The sequence below is a fragment of the Massilia aurea genome, assembly GCF_014200505.1.
Lineage (GTDB): Bacteria > Pseudomonadota > Gammaproteobacteria > Burkholderiales > Burkholderiaceae_D > Telluria > Telluria aurea_B.
Genome location: NZ_JACHBX010000001.1, coordinates 1990060 through 2015725 on the forward strand (window position 1 = coordinate 1990060; position 25666 = coordinate 2015725).

The 25666-nt window shown below is 64.1% G+C and carries 21 protein-coding genes; 11 read left to right on the forward strand and 10 right to left on the reverse strand.

What is annotated here, in order from left to right:
- Positions 1 to 142: 142 nt before the first annotated feature.
- The 3 genes from HD842_RS08755 (at position 143) to HD842_RS08765 (ending at position 5469) form a co-directional block, all read left to right on the forward strand.
- Positions 143 to 2461, forward strand: a complete 2319-nt coding sequence (locus HD842_RS08755; RefSeq protein ID WP_183553181.1) for a putative bifunctional diguanylate cyclase/phosphodiesterase — start codon at positions 143 to 145, stop codon at positions 2459 to 2461.
- Between the two features lie 63 nt (positions 2462 to 2524).
- Positions 2525 to 4180 carry a Na+/H+ antiporter gene (locus tag HD842_RS08760; protein ID WP_183553182.1) on the forward strand — a complete coding sequence of 552 codons (1656 nt, stop codon included), beginning with the start codon at positions 2525 to 2527 and terminating at the stop codon, positions 4178 to 4180.
- Between the two features lie 104 nt (positions 4181 to 4284).
- Complete coding sequence (locus tag HD842_RS08765) at positions 4285 to 5469, forward strand: DNA topoisomerase IB (RefSeq protein WP_183553183.1); 1185 nt, start codon at positions 4285 to 4287, stop codon at positions 5467 to 5469.
- Here the strand turns inward: HD842_RS08765 and HD842_RS08770 are convergent.
- The 4 genes from HD842_RS08770 to HD842_RS08785 all read right to left on the reverse strand — a co-directional run bounded on the left by HD842_RS08770 (position 5450) and on the right by HD842_RS08785 (position 9484).
- Positions 5450 to 5872, reverse strand: a complete 423-nt coding sequence (locus HD842_RS08770; protein WP_183553184.1) for a DUF4019 domain-containing protein — start codon at positions 5870 to 5872, stop codon at positions 5450 to 5452. The genes HD842_RS08765 and HD842_RS08770 overlap by 20 nt on opposite strands.
- An 81-nt stretch (positions 5873 to 5953) precedes the next feature.
- Entirely contained in the window at positions 5954 to 7141 is a 1188-nt protein-coding gene (gene pncB, locus HD842_RS08775; protein WP_183553185.1) for a nicotinate phosphoribosyltransferase, read from the reverse strand.
- 58 nt (positions 7142 to 7199) lie between these two features.
- Positions 7200 to 7730, reverse strand: a complete 531-nt coding sequence (locus tag HD842_RS08780) for an SET domain-containing protein (protein WP_183553187.1) — start codon at positions 7728 to 7730, stop codon at positions 7200 to 7202.
- 74 nt (positions 7731 to 7804) lie between these two features.
- Entirely contained in the window at positions 7805 to 9484 is a 1680-nt protein-coding gene (locus HD842_RS08785; RefSeq protein WP_183553189.1) for an AMP-binding protein, read from the reverse strand.
- 159 nt (positions 9485 to 9643) lie between these two features.
- On the opposite strand from HD842_RS08785, the gene HD842_RS08790 reads away from it, so the two are divergent.
- The 5 genes from HD842_RS08790 (at position 9644) to HD842_RS08810 (ending at position 14352) form a co-directional block, all read left to right on the forward strand.
- Positions 9644 to 9910, forward strand: coding sequence for a hypothetical protein (locus tag HD842_RS08790; RefSeq protein WP_183553191.1), 267 nt, complete (start codon positions 9644 to 9646; stop codon positions 9908 to 9910).
- A 107-nt stretch (positions 9911 to 10017) separates the two neighbouring features.
- A complete protein-coding gene (locus HD842_RS08795; protein WP_183553194.1) occupies positions 10018 to 10911 on the forward strand; it encodes an SPFH domain-containing protein in 894 nt (297 codons plus the stop codon).
- A gap of 12 nt (positions 10912 to 10923) precedes the next feature.
- A complete protein-coding gene (locus HD842_RS08800) occupies positions 10924 to 11118 on the forward strand; it encodes a hypothetical protein (RefSeq protein WP_183553196.1) in 195 nt (64 codons plus the stop codon).
- 44 nt (positions 11119 to 11162) lie between these two features.
- Positions 11163 to 11924: a fumarate/nitrate reduction transcriptional regulator Fnr gene (gene fnr / locus HD842_RS08805; RefSeq protein ID WP_183553198.1), complete on the forward strand. Its 762-nt coding sequence runs from the start codon at positions 11163 to 11165 to the stop codon at positions 11922 to 11924.
- A gap of 160 nt (positions 11925 to 12084) precedes the next feature.
- Entirely contained in the window at positions 12085 to 14352 is a 2268-nt protein-coding gene (locus HD842_RS08810; protein WP_183553199.1) for a penicillin-binding protein 1A, read from the forward strand.
- On the opposite strand, the gene HD842_RS08815 is transcribed toward HD842_RS08810, so the two are convergent.
- From HD842_RS08815 to HD842_RS08830, 4 genes are all read right to left on the reverse strand, one after another.
- Positions 14353 to 15189 (reverse strand): metallophosphoesterase, encoded by an 837-nt coding sequence (locus HD842_RS08815; protein ID WP_183553201.1) that lies wholly within the window; start codon positions 15187 to 15189, stop codon positions 14353 to 14355.
- Positions 15190 to 15253: 64 nt separating this feature from the next.
- The gene (locus tag HD842_RS08820) at positions 15254 to 17521 is read right to left on the reverse strand and encodes a catecholate siderophore receptor Fiu (protein WP_183553203.1); all 2268 of its coding nucleotides are present in this window, start codon (positions 17519 to 17521) and stop codon (positions 15254 to 15256) included.
- A gap of 499 nt (positions 17522 to 18020) precedes the next feature.
- On the reverse strand, positions 18021 to 19733 hold the full coding sequence (locus HD842_RS24270; RefSeq protein WP_183553205.1) for a methyl-accepting chemotaxis protein: 1713 nt from the start codon (positions 19731 to 19733) through the stop codon (positions 18021 to 18023).
- A gap of 95 nt (positions 19734 to 19828) precedes the next feature.
- Positions 19829 to 20782, reverse strand: a complete 954-nt coding sequence (locus tag HD842_RS08830; protein ID WP_183553207.1) for a MerR family transcriptional regulator — start codon at positions 20780 to 20782, stop codon at positions 19829 to 19831.
- 449 nt (positions 20783 to 21231) lie between these two features.
- Here HD842_RS08830 and HD842_RS08835 point away from each other — a divergent pair, with 449 nt between their 5' ends.
- On the forward strand, positions 21232 to 21603 hold the full coding sequence (locus tag HD842_RS08835; protein ID WP_183553209.1) for a hypothetical protein: 372 nt from the start codon (positions 21232 to 21234) through the stop codon (positions 21601 to 21603).
- An 88-nt stretch (positions 21604 to 21691) separates the two neighbouring features.
- On the opposite strand, the gene HD842_RS08840 is transcribed toward HD842_RS08835, so the two are convergent.
- A complete protein-coding gene (locus tag HD842_RS08840) occupies positions 21692 to 23524 on the reverse strand; it encodes a DUF885 domain-containing protein (RefSeq protein ID WP_183553211.1) in 1833 nt (610 codons plus the stop codon).
- Between the two features lie 145 nt (positions 23525 to 23669).
- Positions 23670 to 24017 carry a hypothetical protein gene (locus tag HD842_RS08845; RefSeq protein ID WP_183553213.1) on the reverse strand — a complete coding sequence of 116 codons (348 nt, stop codon included), beginning with the start codon at positions 24015 to 24017 and terminating at the stop codon, positions 23670 to 23672.
- Positions 24018 to 24106: 89 nt separating this feature from the next.
- Here HD842_RS08845 and HD842_RS08850 point away from each other — a divergent pair, with 89 nt between their 5' ends.
- Together HD842_RS08850 and HD842_RS08855 are read left to right on the forward strand one after the other, a co-directional pair.
- Positions 24107 to 25066, forward strand: coding sequence for an arsenic resistance protein (locus tag HD842_RS08850; RefSeq protein WP_183553215.1), 960 nt, complete (start codon positions 24107 to 24109; stop codon positions 25064 to 25066).
- A gap of 115 nt (positions 25067 to 25181) precedes the next feature.
- Entirely contained in the window at positions 25182 to 25664 is a 483-nt protein-coding gene (locus HD842_RS08855) for a hypothetical protein (RefSeq protein WP_183553217.1), read from the forward strand.
- Positions 25665 to 25666: the final 2 nt, after the last annotated feature.

The window sequence follows — 25666 nt, forward strand, 5'->3', positions numbered from 1 at the left end:
CTTTCGGGCGGGGTCGTTTCATTGGCACAACAGAGCTGAAAATATTGCGTGACAGGTATCATTACACCTGCATAGAATTTGCTGCAATAAAATTTACTATGCTCCGGAGAAATTCCGTGCGGCGTGCCGAACAGGATGCTTCATGCCAATTCCTCCAGATGACATCGCGCAGTGGCGCATCAAGGTCTTTACCACCATCCTGCCGATCGTCGTCGCGCTGGGATTCGTTGCCGCCCTGCCCAGCATCCCGCTGCTGATCAGCAAAGGCAAATGGCCGGTCATCGTCATGGATGCGGTGGCGATGGCATGGCTGCTGGCCATCTGGCGACTCGACCGCGTCGCGCACACGGTCCGCGTTCTCAACTTCATTGCCATGCTGTTCCTGGTGTCCGTCGGCCTGCTGTTTGCGGTAGGGCCGGTTGGCCTGGTCTACATGACGGCCCTGCCCGCACTGGCCGTCGTCCTGCTTGGCATGCGCCAGGCGCTTATCGGCCTGGCCCTGGGCGCCGCCTGCGTGCTGCTGCTGGGCCTGGCCGGCAAGGTGCACCTGTATGTGCCTGGCCTGGAACAGAATGGCCTGGCCTCGGCGGTCGTCGTCGTCATCAACTTCTGCTGCGTCGGTGCCTTGATCACGATCACCAGCGGCACCCTGCTCAAGGGGCTGGACCGGTCACTTCTCGAAGCGCGCACGGCCGCCGCCGGACTCGAAGCGGGCCAGTTGCGCCTGCACGCTGTCAACGACGAGCTGCGCCTGACGTCGGCCGCGGTCGCGCGCCTGAACGACATGGTCATGATCGCGCGGATGGTCGACGTGCCCGGCGCCGAGCAGCCGATCATTTTTGCCAACGACGCCCTGCTGCGCCACACGGGTTACGCGCGCGAAGAAATCATCGGGCGCAGCGTGCGCATGCTCGAAGGGCCCGACACCGACCAGGAGACCGTCCGGCGCGTCATCACGGCCGTGATGCACAAGGAAGCCGCCAGTGCCGAAATGGTGCTGTACACGAAACACGGCACGCCGTACTGGGTAGAGGCCGAGATGGTGCCGTTCTCCGGCGACAGCGGTGCGATCACACACTGGCTGATTGTCAGCCGCGACGTGACCGAGCGGCGCAACGCCGCCGACGCGATCCACCGCCTTGCGTTCTACGACGTGCTGACCGGCCTGCCGAACCGGCGCCTGCTGATGGAGCGGCTCGATGTGGCGGTGGCCGGCGCCCGCACGAACGGGTCGATGGCTGCCGTGCTGTACGTCGACATCGACAACTTCAAGACCGTCAACGACGCACGCGGCCATGCCATCGGCGACCAGCTGCTCAAGAACGTGGCCGATCGCCTGGTGGCGATGACGGGCGACGACGGCTGCGTGGCACGCCTGGGCGGGGATGAATTTGTCGTCCTGCTCGACGCGCTGGGACAGCATGCGGACCGGGCCACCGACCGCGCGCTGGCCGTGGCCGAGCGGATCCGGGCAGCGCTCGCCGACAAGATCGTTATCGACGCCCAGCGTTACTACGCCACCAGCAGCATCGGCGTCGCGCTCACCGCACCCGGCAACGCGCAGCACACGGTGCACGACCTGCTGCGCGAAGCCGACACCGCGATGTACCACGCGAAGTCGCGCGGCCGCAATGGTGTGGCGCTGTTCGAACCGGGCATGCTGTCCGATGCCGAAGGCCGCCTGACGCTCGAGCGCGACCTGGGCCAGGCGCTCGACAACGGCGAGCTGTCGCTGCACCTGCAGCTGCAGGTCGATGGCGCCCGCATGCCGAGCGGCGCCGAACTGCTGATGCGCTGGCGCCGCAAGGACGGCAGCAGCGTGCCGCCCGACGTGTTCATCCCGGTGGCCGAATCGAGTGGCCTGATCGTGGCGCTGGGCGACTGGGTGCTGCGCGAAGCGTGCCTCGCCTGGCACGTGCTGGACCGCGCCGGCCACCGCTTCCCGCTGTCGGTCAACGTCAGCCCGATGCAGTTCCGCCAGCACGACTTCGTCACGCGGGTCGAAGCAATCCTGCACGAGACGGGCGTGCCGCCCGGGCAGCTGATCTTCGAAATCACCGAAGGCTTGCTGATCGATCGCCTCGACCAGACCATCGAGCGGATGCATGCACTGGCCGCACTCGGGATCCGCATCTCGATCGACGATTTCGGCACCGGCTATTCGAGCCTGTCGTACCTGACCCGGATGCCGCTGTACGAACTGAAGATCGACAAGAGCTTCATCCGCGACACCCCGCACGACAAGAACGGTACCGCCATCGTGCAGTCGATCCTGGCGATGGCCAGTCACCTGGGCCTGCGCGTCGTGGCCGAAGGCGTCGAGACGTCGGCCCAGGCCGAGTACCTGGCCGCGCACGGCAACGCGTGCATGCAGGGTTACCTGTTCCACCGGCCGATGCCGCTCGAGGCGCTGCTGGCTGAACTGCAGGCTGCGCCCCAGGCCAGTTTGTCCGCCGCCTGACCAACAGCGTCGCCACGGGCGGCGCCGATCCCTTATCATCTTGTCCTGAACAGGGAGATGTTGATGGATGAAGTGGGAATCGTGCTGGCCATGCTGCTGGCGGTGGTAGCCAGCGGCTACCTGGTGCGCATGCTGCCGTTCGCGGTGCCGCTGCCGCTGATGCAGATCGCGCTCGGCGCGGCCATTGCCGGCAGCACCGGCCATGGGGTGCGGCTCGAACCGCATATCTTCTTCCTCGTGTTCCTGCCGCCGCTGCTGTTTCTCGACGGCTGGCGCATCCCCAAGGTCGGGCTGTTTCGCGACCGCTCCACGATCCTCGAACTGGCCCTCGGCCTGGTGCTGTTTACGGTATTGGGCGCGGGCTTCCTGATCCACTGGCTGATTCCGTCGCTGCCGCTGGCCGTGTGCTTCGCCCTCGCCGCGATCCTGGCGCCCACCGATCCGGTCGCGGTGTCGTCGATCGCCGCGCGCGTGCCGATCCCGCCGCGCCTGATGCACATCCTCGAGGGCGAATCGCTGCTGAACGACGCCAGTGGCCTGGTGTGCTTCCGCTTCGCCGTGGCAGCCGCCCTCACCGGCACCTTCTCGCTGGGCGAAGCCACGCTGACGTTCCTGTGGGTCGCGCTGGCGGGCGTGGCCATTGGCGCGGGCATCACGGTGAGCGTGAGCTGGGCCCAGCGCCAGCTGGCCGCGCGCATCGGCGAAGAAAGCGGCTCGCCGATCCTGATCAACCTGCTGCTGCCGTTCGGCGCCTATCTGGCAGCCGAGCATCTGGGCGCCTCGGGCATCCTGGCGGCAGTCGCGGCCGGCGTGACGATGAGCTACGTTGAATTGAGCGGACGCGCCGCAGCCACGACGCGCGTGCGGCGCGCGGTGGTGTGGGACACGGTGCAGTTCGCGCTCAACGGCATCATGTTCGTGCTGCTGGGCGAGCAGCTTCCCGATATTCTCGAAGCAGCCCTGGTCGCACCTGAACTGCCACGTGCGAACGATGTCTGGTGGCTGGTCACCAACGCACTGGCCATCAGTTTTGGCCTGATCCTGCTGCGCTTCGTCTGGGTCTGGGTTTCGCTGCGCCTGACGCTGCTGAACGCACGACGCCAGAAGCTGCCGGAATACCGCCCCAACCCGCGCCTGATCCTGGCCACGTCGCTGGCCGGCGTACGCGGTGCGATCACGCTGGCCGGCGTGCTCACGCTGCCGCTGGCGATGCCCGGTGGCGCGCCGTTCCCGGGCCGCGATCTGGTCATTTTCCTGGCCAGCGCCGTGATCGTCGTCTCGCTGGTGCTGGCCAGTGTCGGCCTGCCGCGCGTGCTGCGCGGCCTCGAACTACCGCACGATTCGGCGCATGACAGCGAAGAAGCAAACGCGCGCCACGCCGCCGCGCTGGCCGCACTCGAAGCCATCGCGAATGCACCGCCACCGCCGCCCACCTCAGGCTGTGATGCGCAAGGCGCGGTCGAGATGCATGCCAGCGCGATCGACCAGGTGCGCAGCCTGTACCAATATCGCCTGGATGGCGGGATTGGCGGCGGCGGGGGCGACGTCGGTCCGGCGCAAGCGCGCGCCGCGGAAGACGCCGAGCGTCATTACCGCCTGGCGGCGCTGGAGCACGAACGCGCCGTCCTGCTGCGCATGGCGCGCAACAACACCCTGTCGGACGAAGTCGCGCGCAAGCTGCTGCGCGAGATCGACCTGGTCGAGGCGCGCTATCGCTGAACCGGCGGTGTACCTGCCTGTTCCGCACTCCGTTATCTTGCGAACAGTGCGGGCCTGTGCCCGGGCGTAGCATCGATGCGATATCCACCATTCGCGAAACAGCCATGCCCAGCCAGACCCTTGACGCCGTCGACGCACTCGACACCAAAGACTCCACCAGCGCCGCGCGCGCGGCCGGCCTGCGCTACGTGCACGATGGCCGTGCCGGCATCCGCCGCGAGGCCGTCAATGACGGCTTTCGCTATCTGGACGCGCATGGCGCGCCGGTAGAGGACGAGACCACGCTGGCGCGCATCAAGGGCCTGGTGATTCCGCCCGCATGGCAGGACGTCTGGATCTGCGCGCAGGCCAACGGCCACCTGCAGGCGACGGGGCGCGATGCGCGCGGGCGCAAGCAATACCGCTACCATCCAAAGTGGCGCACGGCGCGCGATGAAGTGAAGTACGAACGCATGCTCAAGTTCGGCGACGCGCTGCCGGCGATCCGGCACGAAGTCGACCGTGCCCTCAAGCTGCCCGGCCTGCCGCGCGAAAAAGTGCTGGCCACGATTGTCTACCTGCTCGAAGCGACGATGATGCGGGTTGGGAATGAGGAATACGCGCGCACCAACAAATCGTTCGGCCTGACGACGCTGCGCAACCGCCACGTGAAAGTCGACGGCAGCGACGTGCAATTCAGCTTCCGCGGCAAGAGCGGCGTGTACCACAAGGTCAAGGTGCACGACCGGCGCCTGGCCGGCATCGTCAAGCGTACGCGCGACCTGCCGGGCCAGGAACTGTTCCAGTACATCGACGAAGATGGCGAGACGCACAGCGTCGACTCCAGCGACGTCAACGACTACCTGCGCAACATCACGGGCGAAGAGTACACGGCGAAGGATTTCCGCACCTGGTCAGGCACCGTGCTGGCCGCGCTGGCCCTGCAGGAGTTTGAAAAATTCGACTCCGAGACGCAGGCGAAAAAGAACATCGTGCGCGCGATCGAGTCGGTGGCCGAAAAGCTCGGCAACACGCCGACGATCTGCCGCAAGTGCTATGTGCACCCGGCCGTGCTGGACGCCTACCTTGAAGGCGCACCGCTGGACGTGATGCGCGAACAGACCGAAAAGAAACTGGCCGAAGACCTGCACGCGCTGCAGCCCGAAGAAGCGGCCGTGCTGGCAATGCTGCAGCAGCGACTCAGGCACGAAGAAGAAAAGCCACGCGAGAAGGCACCGGCAAAAAAGGCGGCGACCAAAAAGGCATCAACCTCGCGGCGCAGCGAAGCCGCTAGCGGATCACGTACGTGATCGTCTTCCAGTTGCCGTCTGCTTCGCGCATCACAATCACTGTTTCGGTTGCCGTCGGCCGATTGGCAAAGCTGGACTGGTACTGCAGCACGACATAGTCGCCCTCGGGTGCGCCCGGCAGCGTACGCGTGGCTTGCGCGTTGGCCAGGGTGCGCTTGGCCAACGCACCGTATGGTGTGCGTGCCTGATCGAGCGCGGCCGTCCAGTCCTTCTGGCTCACTGCCGCCTGGAAGACCTGGCCTGCGGCATGCCAGGTAGCCCCGCCGTCTCCCGCATCGGCCAGTGCCAGCCAGCGCCCGGCCGCTTCGACGCCTGCCGTGGTCTGGTCGGCCTGCTGGGCATGGACGGCCACTGTAGGGGTGGCGAACAACACGGCGATGGCGAATGGGGCGAGCTGCTGCATGGCGGTCTCCTGGGCGATGGCGGGAAACCAACAGCATAGCGCGCCTGGAGCGGCCATAAACTCACACAATCTTGCGCCCGGCTACACCGGGTGGTTGAACACCTGGCGCAGATAGGCGATATACGTGACGTCGGTGCACTGCGACTTGCCCGGTTCGTCCGACAGCTTGGCCACCGGCTGGCCATTGCAGCGCACGAGCTTCATGACGATATTGATCGCGGGGAAAGGCGTGTCGTTGGTCAGCTTGGTGCCGATGCCGAAGCCCGTCATCACGCGGTCGGCGAAGTGGCGGTACAGGTTCAGGGCCTTGGGGATGGTCAGCGCGTCCGAGAACACGAGGCGCTTGGTGCGCGCGTTGATGCGCAGACGCGCGTAATGTGCCAGCGCCTTTTCGCCCCACACGACTGGATCGCCCGAGTCGTGGCGCAGGCCGTCGAACAGCTTGGCGAAGTACAGGTCGAAGTCGGCCAGAAACGCGTCCATGCCGACGACATCGGTCAGCGCCGTGCCCAGGTCGCCCCGGTATTCCTGCACCCAGTTCTCGAGCGCGGCGCTCTGGAAGTCGACCAGCCGCGTGCCGAAGGCCTGGTGCGCCTGCAGGTATTCATGCGCCATCGTGCCGATCGGGACCAGGTTGAACTTGTAGGCCAGATAGACGTTGGAGGTGCCCTTGAAGTAGACCGGCAGCTCGCGCGCCAGCGTCTGCACCACTTCGTCATGCCACTCACCCGAGAAGCGGCGGCGCACGCCGAAGTCGAAGAACTCGAACGGGTTGGCGCGCGGGGCTTCTTCGCCGAAGGCGCGCAGCTCATCGATCTTCTGGCGCAGACGCGCACGCGCTACCTCCATGGCCTCGGCCTGGTCGAAGCGGCGGAAATACAGCTCGTTGACGATATACAGCACGAAGATTTCATAGCCCATCACGTGCACCAGCGGGCCGCTGGCGCGGATGCGCAGGTGCGGACCGTCGGTCGTCACCTCGATGAACTTGCGCTGGAAGCGAAACAGCGTAAGGAAGTCGGCGAAGTCACCCTTGATGAAGCGCAGTCCGCGCAGGTAGGCGACTTCGTGCTCGGTGAACATCATCGAGCACAGGTGATCGAGCTCGCGTTCGATGTCGGCCTTGAGCTCCGCCAGCGGATAGGCCGGCTCGTTACGGCAGCGGAATTCATACTCGCCCGTTGCGCCCGGGTGGCTGTGCAGCAAGGCCTGCCACATCGTGAATTTATACAGATCGGTTTCAAGCAGGCTGCGAACTACTGGTTTCATCGTTGCTCCAGGTCGATGATGGGGCGGGCCGGCCTGACCAGGCCAGCCAGGGCTTGGTTCATTTGCCGGCGGCTGGCGTGCGGGTGCGGCGCTTCGGCGCAAGCATCGTGCCTGTGCAGCCGGGCGTACCGCAGCGGCAGGCAAACAATTTCTTGAGCTTGGGCGTATGGCGCTCTTCGTAGATCAGGGCGTAATTGTAGTTCAGCTCTTCACCGGCGTCGATGTCGTGCATCGCATGGATATACACCTTGCCCTCATCTTCGAACGCTTCGCAGTTGGGTGAGCAGGCGTGGTTGATCCAGCGCGCTTCGTTGCCACGCCGGCCACCGTCAATCACGCGGCCGTCGGCCAGGCTGAAATAGAAAGTGTGGTTGACCGGGCCGCCGGCCTTGTCGGCGCGCTCGGTCGCGAGGTCCCAGCTGATGCGCTCACCGCGGTACTCGATGATGCGCTCGCCCGCGGCGATCGGCTTCCTGGCGAAAACGCCGTTACCGTGGATGGGCGACTGGCGCACTTCGTACGACGGGCCGTTATCTAGCGTGGCGGTGCTGGTGTCAGCCGGCGTGGCTGGGGTTCGCTTGGTGGTCATCAGGGTGGCGCAAGGACGAGAAAAAGAGAGCGTCCATTATGGCCGCATTCGTCCAAAACGCCACGCACCTGCCGCTACACGGGGAAATCCTCCTCGCGGTATTCGAGCGCATCGCCCGCGCCGCCGCCCCGCCCTGCTTCTTCACGCCGCAACTCGACACGCCGGATCTTGCCCGAGATGGTCTTGGGCAGTTCGCGGAACGTGATGCGCCGGATCCGCTGGTACGGCGCCAGGCGCGCGCGGCTGAACGCGAACAGCGCGGCGGCCATCTCGCGGCTCGGTGCAACGCCGGCGCGCAGCGTGACGAACGCCTTTGGCACCGACAAGCGTAGCGGATCGGGACTCGGTACGATCGCCGCTTCGAGCACGCTCTCGTGTTCGATCAGCACACTTTCGAGCTCGAAGGGGCTGATGCGGTAATCGGCCGACTTGAACACATCGTCGTTGCGGCCCACATAAAAGTAGTAGCCGTCACTGTCGATCGCCGCCGTGTCGCCCGTGTGGTAGTGGCCGGCGCGCATGACGTCGCGCGTCTTGTCAGCGTCCCCTTCGTAGCCCGCCATCAGGCCGACCGGATGGGCCGCCAGTACCACCGCGATCTCGCCTTCGGTGGCCGGCGCGTCATCGATGTCGAGCAGCGCGATGCGATAGCCCGGCAGCGCGCGGCCCATCGAGCCGGGCTTGAGGCGCTGGCCCGGGGAATTGCCGATCTGGCAGGTGGTCTCGGACTGCCCGAAACCGTCGCGGATACGGATGCCCCAGGCGCGCTCGACCTGCTCGATGACTTCGGGATTGAGCGGCTCGCCCGCCCCCACCAGTTCGCGCAGGGCCGGCTTGCAGGCCGCCAGGTCTTCCTTGATCAGCATGCGCCAGACGGTCGGCGGCGCGCACAGCGAGGTCACGCCGCAGCGCTCGATCACGTTCAGCACCGCGGCGCCGGCGAAGCGTTCGTAGTTGTAGACGAACACGGTGGCGCCCGCGTTCCAGGGTGCGAAGAAACAGCTCCAGGCGTGCTTGGCCCAGCCGGGCGAACTGATATTCCAGTGGATGTCGCCCGCCTGCAGACCGATCCAGTACATCGTCGACAGGTGGCCGACGGGATAGCTCTGGTGCGTGTGCAGCACGAGTTTCGGCCGCGCCGTGGTGCCGGACGTGAAGTACAGCAGCAGCGGATCGGTGGCCAGCGTCTCGCCCTCGGGCACGAATACGCTCACCACGGCGTGGCTCGCGGCATAGTCATGCCAGCCTTCACTGGGGCCACCCACCGCGATCCGGGTATAGCTGCCCGGCAGCGCGGCAAACTTGTGCGTCTCGGACGCCTGCGCGATCACGTGCCTGACGGCGCCGCGCGCGATCCGGTCGGCCAGGTCGTCGCCGGACAGCAGCATCGTCGTGGGGACCAGCACGGCGCCCAGCTTGATCCCGGCGAGCATGACTTCCCATAGTTCGACCCGGTTCGGCAGCATCAGCAGCACCCGGTCGCCACGCCGCACGCCGCAGTTGCGCAGGTACTCGGCCACCTGGCTGGAGCGGGCGGCCATGTCGGCAAACGTGATCTTGTGCTCGGTGCCGTCTTCGTCGACGACCCACAGCGCGATGCCGTGGTTGTCCCGGGCCTGGTGGTCGAAAAAGTCGAGCGCCCAGTTGAAGGTGGACAGCTGCGGGGGCTGGTAGTCGCGGACAGCGGTGTCGTAGTCGAGCCGGTGCTGCTGGAGGAAGTCGCGCGCCTGCACGAAGCGCTGGGTGGGCGTCATGGTGGTCTCCTGATGGGGTTGCAGGGGGCAGGCTGCGCCACGGCGCGCCTGCTGTCGTGCTGCCACACCATCATGCCACCAAATGCGCGCGGCTTGCCAATTCCCGTTGGCGGCCCGTTTCGAGAGTAGAATTCGGCTCCAACAAACTAAAGGCACGTGATGAAAAAGACTGACATGGCAAAAGGCGACGCCAAGAAGATTCAAGGCCAGATGGCTGCCCGGGGCGCCGTCGTCGGCGCGCCAGCGAAAGATGCGGCACCGGATCGCCGCGAACAGCGCGAACGCGACCGCGCGCTGGGACTGGTGCCGTTCGCCGTCAAGCTCAATGGCGACCTGGTGGCGCAGCTGCAAACGCTGAGCAAGGAGCGCGGCGTCGAACTCAATGCGCTGGTGGCCGAGCTGCTGCAAAAGGGACTGGCCGACTAACGCTGACTGGCAGTTTCAGGGCGCTCACCAAATCGCTTGACAATACTTTCTGGCAATCCTAAAGTGATATCACTTTGATGTCACACCCACCCAGAAGAGGTTCAAGCATGAACGCATCGCACACCCGCCGCGAAAAGGCATTTTCGTCCGCGAATGGCTACCTGGCCGCTTGCGCCGGCATCGTTTTCCTGCTGGGTGCAGCCTACCTGTTCAAGACTGGCGTCGAAACGCCCGCCGGCTTGCCGCTCCTGGGTGCCGTCGCGCTGGGACTTGCCGGCCTGCTGTGTCTGACGGGCCTGTTCATGCTGCAGCCGAACGAAAGCGCCATCCTCACCCTGTTCGGCAAGTACATCGGCACCGACCGCAGCGAAGGCCTGCGCTGGGCCTTCCCGCTGTACGTCAAGCGGCGCCTGTCGCTGCGCGCGCGTAATTTCAACGCCCCCACGCTGAAGGTCAACGACAAGCGCGGCAACCCGGTGGAAATCAGCGCCGCCGTCGTCTGGCGCGTGCGCGATACGGCGCAAGCCGTGTTCGAAGTCGACGATTTCGAGCGCTACGTCTCCATCCAGGCCGAAGCGGCGCTGCGCCATCTGGCCTCGCAATATGCGTACGATGAAGGCGAAGACCTGCCACAGGGCGAGACCACGCTGCGCGCCGGCATGGACGTCGTCGCCGACGCCCTCAAGACCGAGCTGCAGGCGCGCTTCGAAGCGGCCGGTGTCGAGGTGCTCGACGCCAAGCTCACCCACCTTGCCTACGCCGCCGAAATCGCCCAGGTCATGCTGCGGCGCCAGCAGGCCGAAGCCATCATCAGCGCCCGCAGCAAGATCGTGCACGGCGCCGTGAGCATGGTCGAAGCGGCACTGAAAGGGTTGTCGGAGCGCGGCATCGTCGAACTGGACGACGAGCGCAAGGCGGCGATGGTCAGCAATCTGCTCGTGGTACTGTGCTCGGACAAGGAAACGCAACCGATCATCAACACGGGCACGCTGTACAACTAGCGGCCGACCAGTATGGCAAGTCCAGGAAAAAAAGCATTCGCGCTACGGATCGACCCGGCGCTGTGGGATGAACTGCAGCGCCTGGCCGCGCGCGACCTGCGCAGCGTGAACGCGGAAATCGAATTTCTGCTGCGCGAAGGCCTGGCCCGGCGCGGCGTGAAGCTGGCCGAACCGAAGGGCCAGAGCGATACTGACGGGGAAAGCTGACGGCGGGACTATAATCGGGGCTGAACCTCTGCCGGCCTACCCCCATGATCCCCGCCTCACCCTCCCCGTCCACACCGCTCGTCAACATCCAGGCGCTCAAGTCCTGCGCCGCCTGCAGCATGCACCAGCTGTGTCTTCCGATGGGCCTCGAAGACGCCGACATTGTGCGTCTCGACCAGATCATCGGCCGGCGCCGGCGGCTGGCGCGCGACGAGCGCCTGTATCAAGTAGGTGAGCCATTTCGCAATCTGTACGCGGTGCGCTTCGGCCACTTCAAGACCTTCCAGGTCAACGCGGCCGGCGAAGCCCAGATCACGGGCTTCCAGATGGCCGGTGAATTGCTGGGCATGGACGCGATCAGCGGCACCCACCACTGCGACGCCGTTGCGCTCGAGGACAGCGAAGTGTGCGAGATCCCGTTCGTGCGGCTCGAAGAGCTGTTCGGCGAAGTGCCGGCGCTGCTGCGCCACTTCCACCGCATCATGAGCCAGGAAATCACGCGCGAGCAGAACGTCATGCTATTGCTGGGCAATATGCGCGCCGAGCAGCGCTTCGCCGTCTTCCTGGTCAACCTGTCGGCGCGTTACGCGGCGCGCGGCTATTCAAGCACGCAGTTCCAGTTGCGCATGTCGCGCGAAGACATCGGTAATTACCTGGGCCTGACCATCGAGAGCATCAGCCGCCTGCTGTCGCGCTTCAAGAAACAGGGCTGGCTTGCCGTCGACAAGCGCGAGGTCACGCTGCTCGATCCGGCCAAGCTCAAGGCGCTGGCGGCGGGAACGGATGTGTGCAGTCCGATGGAATGATGCGGAGATCGAAGCAGGTAGCGCCCGGCGCACCCTCGTAGCGCAAGTTGTAATACCCGGTTTCAAAGCCAGCAGGCGCAGCCAGGCAGACGTAAGATCGGCACCGAATCGTCGTAACGATTCATTCAATACGCCCTGACTACCTACCTGACCACTTGCCATGATTCCTGCCCGCCCGTTTCTGCCCTTGCTGTTGTCTGCGTTGATCGTTGCTGCCCCACTGCCCGTGGCCGCGTCGATCCTGCCGGACGTGCCGGACATCAGCGCCGTCACCGACTACCGCCCCAAGATTCCGCTGCGCGTCTACAGCGCCGACAAGGTGCTGATCGGCGAATTCGGCGCCGAGCGACGCGACTTCGTGCAGATCGCGAAAGTGCCCGCCCTGATGAAGACGGCTGTGCTGGCGATCGAAGACACGCGCTTCTACGAGCATGGCGGCATCGACTGGATCCGGGCACTGGGCGCGGCCAAGGCCAATATCACGGACTTCGGCAGCCAGGGCGCCTCGACGATCACGATGCAGGTGGCGCGCAACTTCTTCCTGTCGCGTGACAAGACGCTGCCACGCAAGCTCACCGAAATCGCGCTGGCCTACAAGATCGAAAAGGCGCTGACCAAGGACCAGATCCTCGAGGTCTACCTGAATCAGATCTATCTGGGCCAGCGCTCATACGGCTTTTCCAGCGCGGCGCGCACCTATTTTGGCAAATCGCTGAACGAGCTGACGCTGGCAGAAACGGCGATGCTCGCGGGCCTGCCGCAGAATCCATCGAGCAGCAATCCCATCACGAATCCGGCAGCGGCAAAGAAGCGCCAGCAGACGGTCCTGCGCCGCATGTTCGAATTAAAAGCGATCACCGAGCCGCAGTACCGGCGTGCGCTGGCCGAGCCATTGACCCTCAGACGTGACGGCGCCGGCTACGGCGGGCGCGCCGCGTGGGTCGCCGAGATCGCGCGCCAGGCCGTGCACACGCGCTTCGGCGCGGCGGCCTACGAACGGGGGATCACAGTAACGACGACCGTCATCGCCGCCGAACAGGAGGCCGCCTGGGATGCGGTGCGCCGCAACGTCGTTGCCTATGACCGGCGCCACGGTTACCGCGGTCCAGAGGCGCGCATCGCGCTGCCGACCGCAGGCGACGCGCGGGACGATGCGGTGGCCGCCGCGTTGCAGAAACGCCCGGCCGTGGATGGCTTCGTGCCCGCCGTCGTCGTCAGCGCCTCGGCCAAGCGCGTACGGGCTGCCACCACGGGCGGCGAGACGATCGAGATCACCGGTGCTGGCCTGCGTTTTGCTGCAGGAGCGCTGGCATCTGCTGCGAAAGCCGGCGTGAAGCTCTCGCCCGGCGCCGTCATCCGCCTGAGCAAATCGCAAGGCGACTGGGCGATCACGCAGCTGCCCGAAGTGGCGGCCGCCTTCGTCGCGGTCGATGCCGGTACGGGAGCCTACCGCGCGCTGGTGGGCGGCTTCGACTTCGGGCTGAACAAGTTCAATCACGTGACGCAAGCCTGGCGCCAGCCCGGATCGAGCATCAAGCCGTTCGTGTATTCGGCGGGCCTGGAACGGGGGTTCTTTCCCGGCACGCCGATTCTCGACGCGCCGCTCGACCTTGGCGGCGAAAACGGCGCTGCCGGCTGGTCGCCGCGCAATGACGACAATACGTTCGAGGGCCCCGTGACGGTGCGCCATGCACTGACGCGCTCGAGGAACGTGCCCACCGTGCGCATGCTGCAGGCGATCGGCGTGGACGACACGCGCGCGCACCTGGCGCAATTTGGCTTCGACGCCGCGCGCCATCCGCGCAACCTGACCATGGCCCTTGGCACGGGCGCCGTCACGCCGCTGCAGATGGCGGGCGCCTACACGGTGCTGGCGAACGGTGGTTACCGGGTCGAACCGTGGCTGATCGCCCGCATCCAGGACGGCGACGGCAAGGTCGTCTACGAACACGCCCGCAAGGAACCGGTGAGCGTGCTCGATGCGCGCAACGCGTTCATCACCGACAGCATGCTGCGCGACGTGGCGCGCGTGGGTACGGCGGCAGCCGCGTCACGCCAGCTGGGGCGCAGTGACCTGGCCGGCAAGACTGGCACGACGAGCAATGCAATCGACGGCTGGTTCGCCGGCTACAGCGGTCCGGTGGTGGCGGTGGCGTGGATGGGCTATGACGAACCGCGCTCGCTGGGCGGACGCGAATTCGGCGCGACTCTCGCACTGCCGATCTGGGTCGACTACATGCGCGTCGCGCTGGCCAAAGCCCCAGAACGCGCACCGCTGGTGCCCGACGGCGTCGTGAACGTCGGTGGCGACTGGGTGTATGCGGAGTACGCGGATCAGCAGCAGCAGTTGGAAACGCCACCGCCGTCGGTGGACAGCATCGACACGCTGATGGAGAACCTGTCGCAGGAACCCCCGCCGCGCCAGTAGCTACAGCTCGATCACGAGCGCCGGACGATACCCTTCCTGCTCGCCCTTGCTAAGATACCCGAGCGGATTGGCGATGACGCGGCAGCCCCATGACAGCGGGCCGTCGCGGCCCTCGACCACGTAATCGTTCGCGCAGTGCAGGTGACCATGCATCCACACCTGCGCGCGCTTGAACAGTTCATCGAGCGAATTGCAGAAGCCGGCCGTGCCGGGTGTCTTGCCGTAGCGCGGGTCGGCGCTTTCGAGGCTCGGGGCAAAATGCGTGACGACGACCGTCTTGCCCTCGAACGGCGTGGCCAGCGCAGCGCGCAGCCAGGCCTGACAATCGAGCGCCAGTGCGCGGATGCCTTCGGCCAGCACCGGCTCGCCATCCTTGATGGTCGTGTTCTTGCTCAGGTAGTAGTTTGCGGCGCGGAAGGCCTTGGTGCGCTGCTGCAGCTGCTTCGTCAGCGGCGCGCCCTCTTCCACCAGCGCGTCGAAGTCGCTCCACAGCGTGGTGCCGATGAAGCGCACGCCATCGATGGTGACGATTTCACGATCGAGCCAGGTGATGCCCAGGCGCGCGCAGGTTTCTTGCAGGCGCGCGTAGGTGGCGTCGTAGTCGAGCGCGTCGAATTCGTGGTTGCCGGGGATGAACAGCACCTGCGCCTGCGCCAGGGCAGGCACCAGCAGTGGTGAAAAACGTTCCAGCCCGAAGTCCTGCGTGAGCAGGCGCGAGCCGGGTTGGTACGAGCCGATGTCGCCGGCCAGCACCACGACGTCCGTGCCGGGCAGGATCTGCGGCTGGAAGTCGGGGTACCGTTCGAGGTGGAGGTCGGAAAAAAGCTGTATGCGCATGGCCGGCGAGTATAGCGCAAGCGCCCTTCGCCGGCCCGCAACGCACGCGGGTCAAAAGCCGATCTTAGAACCCGATATTGGCCGTCAGGCTGGCCGAACGCGCCACGCCGGGCGTGTAGCGGTAGCCGCTCTTATTGATCGCGACGACATATTTTTCGTCGGTCAGGTTGTAGACGTTCAGGCGCAGGTCGATGTTCTTCGTCAAGCGGTAACCCAGCATCGCATCGACCACCCAGTACGAATCGGTGTAGGCCGGGGTGCCGATGGCGCCGTCGGTGCCGCGTTTGAGCTTGTCCGAGAAGCGCGCGCCGCCGCCGATGCGCAGGCCCCATGGCAAATCATACGAGGTCCAGGCGGTGAACGATTGCTTCGGCGTGTAGGTCAGGCTGTTTTCGCCCGAGGCAGTCACGTTGCGGCCACGTTCGACGCTGGTGTCCATGTAGACGTAGCCGGCGCTGACGAGCCAGTGCGGCGCCAGTTCGCCCGTTGCGCCCAGCTCGACGCCCTGCACGCGCTTCTCGCCCGTCTGGTAGTACTGCAGGTTGACCGGATCCTGCTCGACCTCGTTCTTGACATCGGTGCGGAACAGCGCGCCCGACAGCGACAGCTTGGACTTGAGCAGATCGAGCTTGCCGCCAAATTCGGTGGTGGTCGACTCTTGCGGATCGTAGATCGGATTCTGCGCGCTGTTGGCATTGCCCGAGACGGTGAAGTTGCCTCCCGGCGGCTGCTTCGAGCTGGCCACCATCGCATACACGCTGCTGTTGGCGGTCGGCTTGTACAGGGCCGACAGCTTGCCGTTGACCAGGTTGTCGCCGACCTTGAAGCGGTTCGCCACGAGCACGTTATTGGTCAGTGCCACGGTCGAGTAGTCAGCGCGGAAATGGTCGACCCGCACGCCGCCATTGATGATCCAGCGCTCGCCGATCTTGGCGGTATCGAACACGTACAGGCTCTGGGTATCGACCTCGCCTTCGTTGTAGGCGCCGGTGCGGTGCACGTTCACGGGCGTGGTCGGCGCATCGTTCGGATTCGGGTTGTAGATGTTCGCGGCCGGCAGCGTGCCCAGGCCCGTCAGGCCCCAGGTGGTCTGGCGCTCGCTGGTCAATTCCAGACCGCTCACCAGCGTGTGCTTGACCGCCCCGGTGTCGAACTGCGACGTCAGCGTCGTCACGTTGGTCAGGATTTTATTTTCCTGGTCCTTGCCGGTGCGGATGCTGCGCGCCAGCGTCCAGCTGTTCGGGTCGGCCGGGTTCGGGGTGCCCAGGTTGGCGGCGCTGGTCAGGAATGCACTGAGCAAGTAATCCTGCGACGTCTTGCCGTAGCGGCTCGTGTTTTGCAGCTTCATCGTCGGCGAGAAGTCATGCTCGATGCGCACGGTGGCCATGTCGGCCTTCACGTCGTCGTAGTCGCCGGTCGAACCATAGAAGTTCTTCGGATCGACCTTCTTGCCGTCCGTGACGAACGGCCGGGTGCGGTCCGGGCTCGTGTACCCAGGCAGGCCAATGACGTAGACGCCACCGTCGGGGATGTTGTTCTGGTCGACGTGCAGGTAGTCCAGATGCACGCGCGTGGCGCCGTTCAGGCCAAAGCCGATGCTCGGCGCGATTGCCCAGCGCTTGTTCTCGACCACGTCGCGTGAGGCGCTGCCCGCATCCTGGGCCAGCACGTTCAGACGCACCGCAATGCCGCGCTCTTCGTCGAGCACCTGGTTGACGTCGGCCGTCACGCGCTTTTGCGAGCCGCTGCCGCCGGTGATCGCGGTCGACATCGCGTTGGTCATGCTGGCTTTTTTCGACACCAGGTTGACCGAGCCGGTCGGCGAACCGCGGCCATTGTCGGTGCCCGCCGGGCCCTTGAGCACTTCGATCTGTTCGAGGTTGAAGACGTCGCGCGAGATCGAGCCGATGTCGCGCACGCCGTCGACGAAAATGGAGCTCGACGTGTCAAAGCCGCGCATGAAGATTGCGTCGCCGGTGGTGGTGTTGCCGTTCTCGCCGAGGAAGAACGCGCCCACGCCTGGCGTGTTGCGCAGCGCTTCGGTGAGCGTCAGGGCGCCCTGCTGCTCGAACAGTTCTTTCTTGATGACCTGGAGCGTCTGCGCGGTATCGACGAGGCGCTCGGTGTACTTGGGCGACGACGCCTGTTCGGCGCGGAACGCGTTTTCGTATTTGCCGACGATTTCGACCTTAGTTTCAGGAACGACGTCGACGGGGGCCGCTGCATCGATGCCGGCAGCCTGCGCGCCGAGCGGCAACAGGACAGCGGCCAGCGCGGTGCGCATGACCTGGTTGCGGGTGGACGAATGCTTGCGGCTTGTTATTGCTTTCATGGCGAGGCGGTCTCTTTGCTGTGAGTGAGTGAAAACACTGCTTGAAAAACAATGATTCTAACGGGAATGTAAGGACATGTAAACGATAATCATTATCATTTGCATTCGTACGACACCATTGAGACAGGTCATGCCAGGCTAACAACCAGCAACCATGAGAGATGGGGAAACGCCCATGCAGGGCAGCGCGCGCGCCCCTGTCGGGCTGATCTGTCTGCAGGTCAGCAGACTTTGCGGGGAGTTTACGGGGACGGTTGCAATCACGCAGCGCGTGTTGCGCATCCGGGTCTGGCAGCAGCCGCGACCCGGGACGCAAAATTCACGGTAGGTATGGAGCGGACCGGACGACCCAGAGGGAAAGGATTGGTGTCAGGTCTGAGAAAGAATTGGTATCAGATCTGACATTCAGACACGCCTCGGCAGTAACGCACCCGTATCCGTCTGACTGGAATACGTGTTGCATTGAGCTTGCGTCAGAATGCCAGACCTGGCACATCAATCAGCCTGGCACCTCCATGCGCGCCCCGCTGAGGCTGAGAACAGCGCTTTTCGTGCTTGCCTTCCGGATTGCGGCAACAGGCTTGCGTGCAACCGGCGTGGTCGAGACACTGGCAGCAGGCTGCACGTTGCCACCTCGCGTTGTCTGCGCACCCGAAACCAGTTTGAAACTGTCGACCAGCTGGGTCAATTTTCCTGCCTGACTCTGCATGTTTTCGGCAGCGGCTGACGCTTGTTCGACCAGCGCCGCATTTTGCTGCGTGACCTCATCCATTTGCGTGATCGCATGGTTGACCTGTTCGATGCCGTCACTTTGCTCCTGGCTGGCCGAGGTGATGTCGCTCATGTAGCCCGCGACCTGCTGCACCTGTGTAACGATCTCATCCATCGTCTTGCCCGCATCGTCAACCAGCTTGCTGCCAGCCTCGACTTTTTCCACCGAGTCGCCGATCAGGGACTTGATCTCTTTGGCGGCGCCTGCAGAGCGCTGCGCAAGATTGCGCACCTCGGCGGCCACCACGGCGAAGCCGCGGCCCTGTTCACCGGCGCGCGCCGCCTCGACTGCGGCGTTCAGGGCCAGGATATTCGTCTGGAATGCGATGCCGTCGATGACGCCGATGATATCGACGATCCTGCGCGAGCTTTCCCTGATCGACCCCATCGTGCCGACCACCTGGCCAACCGCCTTGCCGCCTTTGATCGCCGTTTCGGAGGCAGACGCAACCAGTCGGTTCGCCTCGCGTGCACTGTCCGCGTTCTGTTTGACGGTGCTCGTCAGTTCTTCCATCGACGAGGCGGTTTCCTCCAGCGAACTCGCCTGCGATTCGGTGCGGGCTGACAGGTTGGCATTGCCAGTTGCGATTTCCGCCGCACCGATATTGACAACATCGGTAGCTTCCTTGATCTGGCCGACCAACAGCTTCACATTCGTTTGCAGCACGCGCAGGGTTTGCATCATCTGCGCAAATTCGTCATCGCCGTTGGCGTCGATCCTGGCGCTCAGGTCGCCAGCGCTCATCCGTTCGATATCCTGCTTGACGTTTCGCAGCGGCACGACAACCGCGCGGTACAGCAGGAATCCGGACACCAGACCCAGGACGATGCCGATGGTGGACGCGGCGATCGACCATGCGTCGAATTGCTGGTTTCCCGAAGCCGAGAACAGCAGGTTTGCCATGAACAACAGCGTCAGCAGACCGGACGACAGCATGATTTTCGACCTGATCGACAGGATCGCCAGCAAGTCGAAGCGCCGAAAGAAGGAGCGTGCGACGATCGAGCCGCCGTGCACCTCGAATTCGTTGCTGCCGCTCTTGATCGCGCGATAGGCCTGCTCAGCGGCAGCCACCTGCTCCCGGCTCGGCTTGACGCGAACCGATGTGTAGCCGACCATTTTGCCGTCTTCCAGCATGGGCGCAGCATTGGCCTCGACCCAATAATAATCGCCGTTCTTGCAGCGATTTTTCACCATGCCAGTCCATGCTTTTCCAGCCTTGATCGTGCTCCAGAAATCCTTGAACGCTTCCGCCGGCATATCCGGGTGACGCACGATATTCTGCGGAGAGCCAATCAGTTCTTCTTCCGAAAATCCGCTGATTTTGCAGAAATCATGGTTGACGTACGTGATATTTCCGTTCAAGTCAGTTTTGGAAACAACCGTTTCCGTCTCCTTCAAGATGTATTCGGAATTGGTAACTGGCATATTGGTTCGCATGGCTGTCTCCCTGGATAGTGCGTTGTCATTCAATCGAGCTGCATTACATTGTCATTGGCGCGTTTTGGCCGCCGCTGCCATGTCATTACTGCACATCAGCGTTCCGCATTCGACGGCAGTGGATTGGGTGGCCGCCTTGATCGCTGTGAATACTTTGCCCGGCCATACTTACGCACTGCATCGATCACATCGTGCAAGGTCAGCAATAACCTGATGCCTCTCGGCGAACGGTCCAATCCTGTCGCACCTGCGCCGCCTATCCAGATTTCCATGCTCTGCGGTACCACGCTGCGTAATTCTTTTAAATAAGGAAGAATCCGTCGCTTTGGAAATGCTGCGCTAAAGCATAGACAGACGATATCTGCGCGATAATCGGCGGCGGCAACCGGTATCTCCTGAACAGGCGTCTCGGGGCCCAGCGAAATGCAGCACGCGCCGTGTAGCGACGCCAAACCGTTCACCATCAGAATGCCCAGCGTATGCAGCTCGCCGGATGGCGTCGTGATCAACATGCGGGGGCGGCCGTCGGGTTTTGTTACCTGTGATATCGCTTCTCGGATCAAGCTCTGTATCATTTCTGAATACACATGCTCATCTCGAATGCCGATTTTTCCTTGCTCCCAAGCTGTTCCCACAGCGCCGTTCAGCGGACACATCACTTCCAGGACAAATTTTTCCAGACCGAGGTGTCCCACCTCCTGCTTGAGTCGGGATTCCAGCGCGGTGCGATCACGCGACTCAAGCAGCATCATCAACTCGTTCACTACCTGGGATTCTGTAGCAGGCACTGATGTCGCGATGCTCTGTTCGTGCAGCAGAGATTGCAACGCCTCCTCACTCATTGGCACCAGCTGGGATGGACGCATGCCGTTGTCGATCAGCCGTTTGATCAGCTTGAGGCGTGCCGTCTGGTGCGCTGCATAGACCCGATGGCCGCTGGCGTCTCGCTCTGGCACAGGAAAACCATAGCGTTCTTCCCACTTGCGTAACACTTCCTTCGAAATGCCACTATCAAGGGAAATTGCTGCAATTGTGCAAACATCCGACATGGAAACCTCGGTTTTTATCTAAATGTCTTAGACAAAAGTATGATTTATTCCTTACCTCAATGCAACATGTATTTACATTTGCGAAATATCATTTCGAACAAATAACTTTTGAATCTAAGTGGGTTGTTCAGTAATATCGCAATGGCTTTATTCATCGGTGTTTGAACTTCAGTAGACGAACATTCAGATTCGGAAGTTGGTGTTACCTTCCAGCGTCGAGAAAAAGTTTTCTGACCGATGCATAACGCATACGCAAGCGCTGGTTTCAATTTTCGGCATCAGGACGGCGCCCCATGTCAACCGCTTTCCAGGCACAACAAGGTATCCACCGGATTGCAAATGGGTGCAGAGCCAGTTTAATGTGTCTAAATTGGCACGTTGCCAGCCTGGATTGCGCTAAACTTCAAATCAGCCGACGCAGTCGTCCAACACTTACCACGAACCAATTCATGAAACATCTTGCTGTCGCCGCTGCCCTCATCCTGTGTTCCGCTCAAACCGTTGCATGCTCCTTGTCCGATGCGCTATCAACCCGTTATGGCATCTCGTTTTCAGGTTTTAAAACGCCGATTCCGGCAGCGACAGCGCCGGACATGACCGATCCTGGATCATTCATCCGGGTTGCGGTCCGCGACAACAGCAAGGTGGCAGATGGCTTTCGCCACACGATCGTCATGAACACCAAAACAAAGACAGCGTGGGTCCTCCGCACTGGCGGTTTTGCCAGCGTGTATGACTGGTTCGGCCCGGTGGATGCGCAGCATGTCCCGCTGCAGAATTGCGGGTCGAACCACATGCCGGCGGACCTGCGCGCTTTATAAAAAAGATCCCCGCGCAGGCCAGGCCTGCGCGGGGATGTCGTCATCTCACCGGCTCTACCAACAACGCGCTAACGCACTACGCCCGCCATCACGCCTTCTTCTGCCCCGCAATCCAGTTGTCCACCAGATTACCCAGCACATCCAGCGGCACCGACCCGGCGCCCAGCACCAGGTCATGGAACGCCGGCAGCGAGAACTTGTCGCCCAGTTCGGTCTGCGCCTTCTGGCGCAATTCCAGGATGCGTAGCATGCCAATCATGTAGGCATTGGCCTGGCCCGGCCAAACGATGTAGCGCTCGGTTTCCTGCACACCCATGCCGTAGTCGATCGCCTGCTGGCGCGTCCAGTTCTTGGTGTGCAGGCCGGTGTCGGCCACCAGGCGGCGGGCGCGGAACAGTTCCGACCCCAGCGCGCCGAGCAGGCCGGGCACGTCGCCTTCATACCAGCCCTGCTCCACCGCCAGGCGCTCGGTGTACAGCGCCCAGCCTTCCGAGTGCGCGCTGCCGCCGCTGAAGATGCGCTGGCTGCGGAACTTCGGCAGATCCTTCATCTCCTGCTGGATCGCGAGCTGGAAGTGGTGGCCCGGCACGGCCTCGTGGTACGACAGGCTGCGCATGCGGATCATCGGGAACGTCGGGCCGACCAGTGGCACCCAGAAGATGCCAGGGCGCGTGCCATCCGGCGCCGGCATGCTGTAGTGGGCGGCGGCCGACGGCTCCGTCATCGGCGGAACGCGGCGCACGTCTACCGGTGCGCGTGGCTTGAGGTTGAACAGCGGCGCGCTACGACGCTCGGCGTCGCGCACCATCTCGTTGTAGCTGGCGATGATGCCCGGGCGCGGATCGCCCTCGCCTTTCGGCTGGAAGCGCGCGTCGAGCTGCTTCATGCGCGCTTCGATGCCACCCTCGCTCAGACCCAGCGACCGCAAATGCTTGTCCATCTCCGCCTCGATGCGCGCCACTTCGCGCAAGCCGATCGTGTGGATCTGGTCGGCGGTGAGCTTGGTGCTGGTGAAGTTTTCCAATGCGCGCGCATACGCGGCGGCGCCGTTCGGCAGGCGCGAGATGCCGGCCACGTCGGTGGTCGCCGGATGGATCTCGGCCATGAAGGCCTGCACGCGCGCATAGGCCGGGCGCACCTTCGTCTCGACGATGCGGGTAGCGCGGGCGATGGCGGCGCTGCGCGCTTCCGGGGTCAGGTCCTTCAGCTCGGCGCTGCGCTCGGTCAGCGACGTCACGAAGACGTTCTCGGCCGCCGAGGGCTTGAGGAAGTGGTCGACCTGGAATTGCGCGCGCTCGAGGATAAAGCGCGGCGGGATCAGCTTCTTGGCCGCGGCGCCTCGTGCGCGCACCAGCGCTTCGTCCATGCGCGTGCCCACCTGGTCCAGGCGCGCCAGGTAGCTGTCGACGTCCTGCTTGTTGCGCATCGGGTGCGTGTTGGTCATGAAGTTGACCAGACCATTCTGCACGCCGCTGAACTGCGAGAACACGAAGTTGTAGTCTTCGAACGGCTCGTTGGCGATCACGTTGTCCAGCGACCAGCGCATGACGGATGCCGAGATCTTCTGGGTCGCATCCAGCGGGGCATTCTTGAAGCCATCCAGGCGCTTGAGGCCTTCGCGGGCCAGCGCCACGGCTTTCTGGCGATGCGCGGCGGTCAGCGGCGTCAGTTCGCGATCCAGGCGCGCCTGCTCGGCGCCGCTGAAGTACTGGGTCGACGTGGCCGTCTGTGGCGACAGGCGCACCCAGTCTTCGGCGAAGCGGTCGGCCCAGACGTTGAACGCGGCGTCCGGTTTGCTCGCGCTGGCCTGCACGACGGGCGCCGGCGCGGCTGCTGCCGGCAAGGCCACCCCGGCAAGCATGGCGGGAACGAACAGGGCGGCGATGAGGGCGCGCGTGCTGCGCTGGCGGGTCAATGGCATGTCGTGGGCTTCCTTGTGATTGTCTGTCGGCGGCGGTGACGGTGGCTGCTTTTTGCCGTGAAGAATCTAACATGGAAGTAAACAAATCGACAACATGGGTGTTGCAGTGCGGCGTAAGTACTGTGCTACCGACAATGAATCTCAATCAATCCGTATAGCCACGCGCCGCCGTCAACATCTGGTCCTTGAAGATGCTCTCACCGCAGTAACACAGCAGCGCAGCTGCGATGCAGGCCAGCACCTTCCAACCCAGCAGCAGGCTGCCGATGCACACGACGGCCGCGCCGATGGCCAGGCGAATCGCGAAGGTGCGGCGGGTCATGCCAAAGACAAGGCGGCTGCGCGGGCGCGTGTGCAGGAACACGACGAACATCAGCCAATAGCCGATCGCGTAGACGAAATACAGCAGCGCGCCGATGCCCAGCGCGAAGCCGACACCGGGCACGCGAAAGGCCAGCAGCCCGCCAAGGCCAAGGGCCAGCCAGTACAACATGAGGTTCCGGTACTGCACATGCTCTCCCGATCAATCGACAGCGGCATCTTACAATACGCGCACAATTCATCCGACGAGGCGACACACCCATGCAGGCACTGCGCGACAAGCTGGAACACCGGCAGATCGCCATCTACTTCGGCGCGGTCACGCTGGCCCTCATCGTGGCAGGCGCGATGCCGGCAACCTCCAGCTTGGCCCCCGTCATCAATCCGGCGCTGGCCTTCATGCTCTTCGTGACCTTTCTGCAGGTGCCGCTGGCGCAACTAGGCCGCGCCTTCACGCACCTGCGCTTCCTGGCCGCGCTCCTGGTCACCAACTTTCTGGTCATTCCCCTGCTGGTCGCGTGCCTGCTGCCGCTGGCGCCGGCCGATCCGCTCATCCGGCTTGGCGTGCTGCTCGTGCTGCTCGCGCCCTGCATCGACTACGTCGTCACATTCTCGCACCTGGGCCGCGCCGATGCGCGCGCCATGCTGGCCGCAACACCCGTGTTGCTGGTGGCGCAGATGGTGCTGCTGCCGGTCTACCTGCGCATCCTGCTGGGCGACGCAGCCGCTTCTCTGATCCAGCCGGCGCCATTCATCGACGCCTTCGTCTGGCTGATCGCCGCGCCGCTGGTACTGGCGGGCGCGGTTCAGTATTGGGCAGCACGCACGCGCGCTGGTGCGCAGGCCGCCGCGGTGCTTGGCGTGCTACCGGTGCCGGCCACGGCGCTCGTGCTGTTCGTCGTGGTAGCGTCCGTGCTGCCGCAACTGGGCCAGGCGCGCGCAGCCGCGCTGGCTGTCATTCCCGTCTACATTGCCTTCGCGGTGCTGGCGCCGCTGGCCGGCTGGTTTGTCGCGCGTTTGTTCCGGCTGGCGGTGCCCGCCGCGCGCGCCGTCGCTTTCAGCGGCGCCACGCGCAACTCGCTCGTGATCCTGCCGCTGGCGCTTGCCGTGCCGGGCGCGCTGCCGCTGCTGCCGGCGATCATCGTGACGCAGACGCTGGTCGAGCTGATCGCCGAACTGGTCTACGTGCGCGCCACCGCACGCCTGGGCGGCGGCGAATGACGCTTGGGCCAGCGCAGACCCTGGTGCGGCGTCTTGGCTTGAGCTGCCCGGCATCAAGGATGATCCATCGGCGCATGCCCATGATGTTTCCACCTGGAAATCAATGGAGACTGCCGTGGAAACCGTTCTTGAGGAAGCAACCGACGCGCCCCCGACGACACCCAGCAAAGCGTGCACGCTCGACGCCAGCCTGCCGCTATGGAATCCGCGCGCGGCGACGTATCTGAGCGTACTGCTCTCGCCTGCCTTCAGCGCCTACATCCACATGTGCAACTGGACGACGCTGGGTGAAGACGACCAGTCTCTGGAAGCGCGGGCCTGGTGCTGCATGCTGCTCGGTTACTTCGTCGCGTTTGGCGTGCTGCTCGGCGTAAGCGACATCGTCGGGCGCAATCTGGCGCCGCCCGTCTCGGCGACGATCGGCCTGCTGGCCGGCTGGCATGTCTGGGGCGGCCGCGCGCAGGAACGCTATGTCGCGGTCATCACGGGCGGCGCCTACACGCGCCGCCCGTGGTATGGCGTCATCCTGGCGGCGCTGGGCGTGCTGGCGGTGCTGGTCGTGATGGTGGCGGTCGTGGTGCGCGTCGTGCGGGGCTGATG

What these genes read in the sequence shown, in the direction of transcription:
- HD842_RS08755 (WP_183553181.1), top strand. Translation starts at nt 143, where the DNA reads ATGCCAATTCCTCCAGATGACATCGCGCAGTGGCGCATCAAGGTCTTT.
- HD842_RS08760 (WP_183553182.1), top strand. Translation starts at nt 2,525, where the DNA reads ATGGATGAAGTGGGAATCGTGCTGGCCATGCTGCTGGCGGTGGTAGCC.
- HD842_RS08765 (WP_183553183.1), top strand. Translation starts at nt 4,285, where the DNA reads ATGCCCAGCCAGACCCTTGACGCCGTCGACGCACTCGACACCAAAGAC.
- HD842_RS08770 (WP_183553184.1), bottom strand. Translation starts at nt 5,872, where the DNA reads ATGCAGCAGCTCGCCCCATTCGCCATCGCCGTGTTGTTCGCCACCCCT.
- pncB (WP_183553185.1), bottom strand. Translation starts at nt 7,141, where the DNA reads ATGAAACCAGTAGTTCGCAGCCTGCTTGAAACCGATCTGTATAAATTC.
- HD842_RS08780 (WP_183553187.1), bottom strand. Translation starts at nt 7,730, where the DNA reads ATGACCACCAAGCGAACCCCAGCCACGCCGGCTGACACCAGCACCGCC.
- HD842_RS08785 (WP_183553189.1), bottom strand. Translation starts at nt 9,484, where the DNA reads ATGACGCCCACCCAGCGCTTCGTGCAGGCGCGCGACTTCCTCCAGCAG.
- HD842_RS08790 (WP_183553191.1), top strand. Translation starts at nt 9,644, where the DNA reads ATGAAAAAGACTGACATGGCAAAAGGCGACGCCAAGAAGATTCAAGGC.
- HD842_RS08795 (WP_183553194.1), top strand. Translation starts at nt 10,018, where the DNA reads ATGAACGCATCGCACACCCGCCGCGAAAAGGCATTTTCGTCCGCGAAT.
- HD842_RS08800 (WP_183553196.1), top strand. Translation starts at nt 10,924, where the DNA reads ATGGCAAGTCCAGGAAAAAAAGCATTCGCGCTACGGATCGACCCGGCG.
- fnr (WP_183553198.1), top strand. Translation starts at nt 11,163, where the DNA reads ATGATCCCCGCCTCACCCTCCCCGTCCACACCGCTCGTCAACATCCAG.
- HD842_RS08810 (WP_183553199.1), top strand. Translation starts at nt 12,085, where the DNA reads ATGATTCCTGCCCGCCCGTTTCTGCCCTTGCTGTTGTCTGCGTTGATC.
- HD842_RS08815 (WP_183553201.1), bottom strand. Translation starts at nt 15,189, where the DNA reads ATGCGCATACAGCTTTTTTCCGACCTCCACCTCGAACGGTACCCCGAC.
- HD842_RS08820 (WP_183553203.1), bottom strand. Translation starts at nt 17,521, where the DNA reads ATGAAAGCAATAACAAGCCGCAAGCATTCGTCCACCCGCAACCAGGTC.
- HD842_RS24270 (WP_183553205.1), bottom strand. Translation starts at nt 19,733, where the DNA reads ATGCGAACCAATATGCCAGTTACCAATTCCGAATACATCTTGAAGGAG.
- HD842_RS08830 (WP_183553207.1), bottom strand. Translation starts at nt 20,782, where the DNA reads ATGTCGGATGTTTGCACAATTGCAGCAATTTCCCTTGATAGTGGCATT.
- HD842_RS08835 (WP_183553209.1), top strand. Translation starts at nt 21,232, where the DNA reads ATGAAACATCTTGCTGTCGCCGCTGCCCTCATCCTGTGTTCCGCTCAA.
- HD842_RS08840 (WP_183553211.1), bottom strand. Translation starts at nt 23,524, where the DNA reads ATGCCATTGACCCGCCAGCGCAGCACGCGCGCCCTCATCGCCGCCCTG.
- HD842_RS08845 (WP_183553213.1), bottom strand. Translation starts at nt 24,017, where the DNA reads ATGTTGTACTGGCTGGCCCTTGGCCTTGGCGGGCTGCTGGCCTTTCGC.
- HD842_RS08850 (WP_183553215.1), top strand. Translation starts at nt 24,107, where the DNA reads ATGCAGGCACTGCGCGACAAGCTGGAACACCGGCAGATCGCCATCTAC.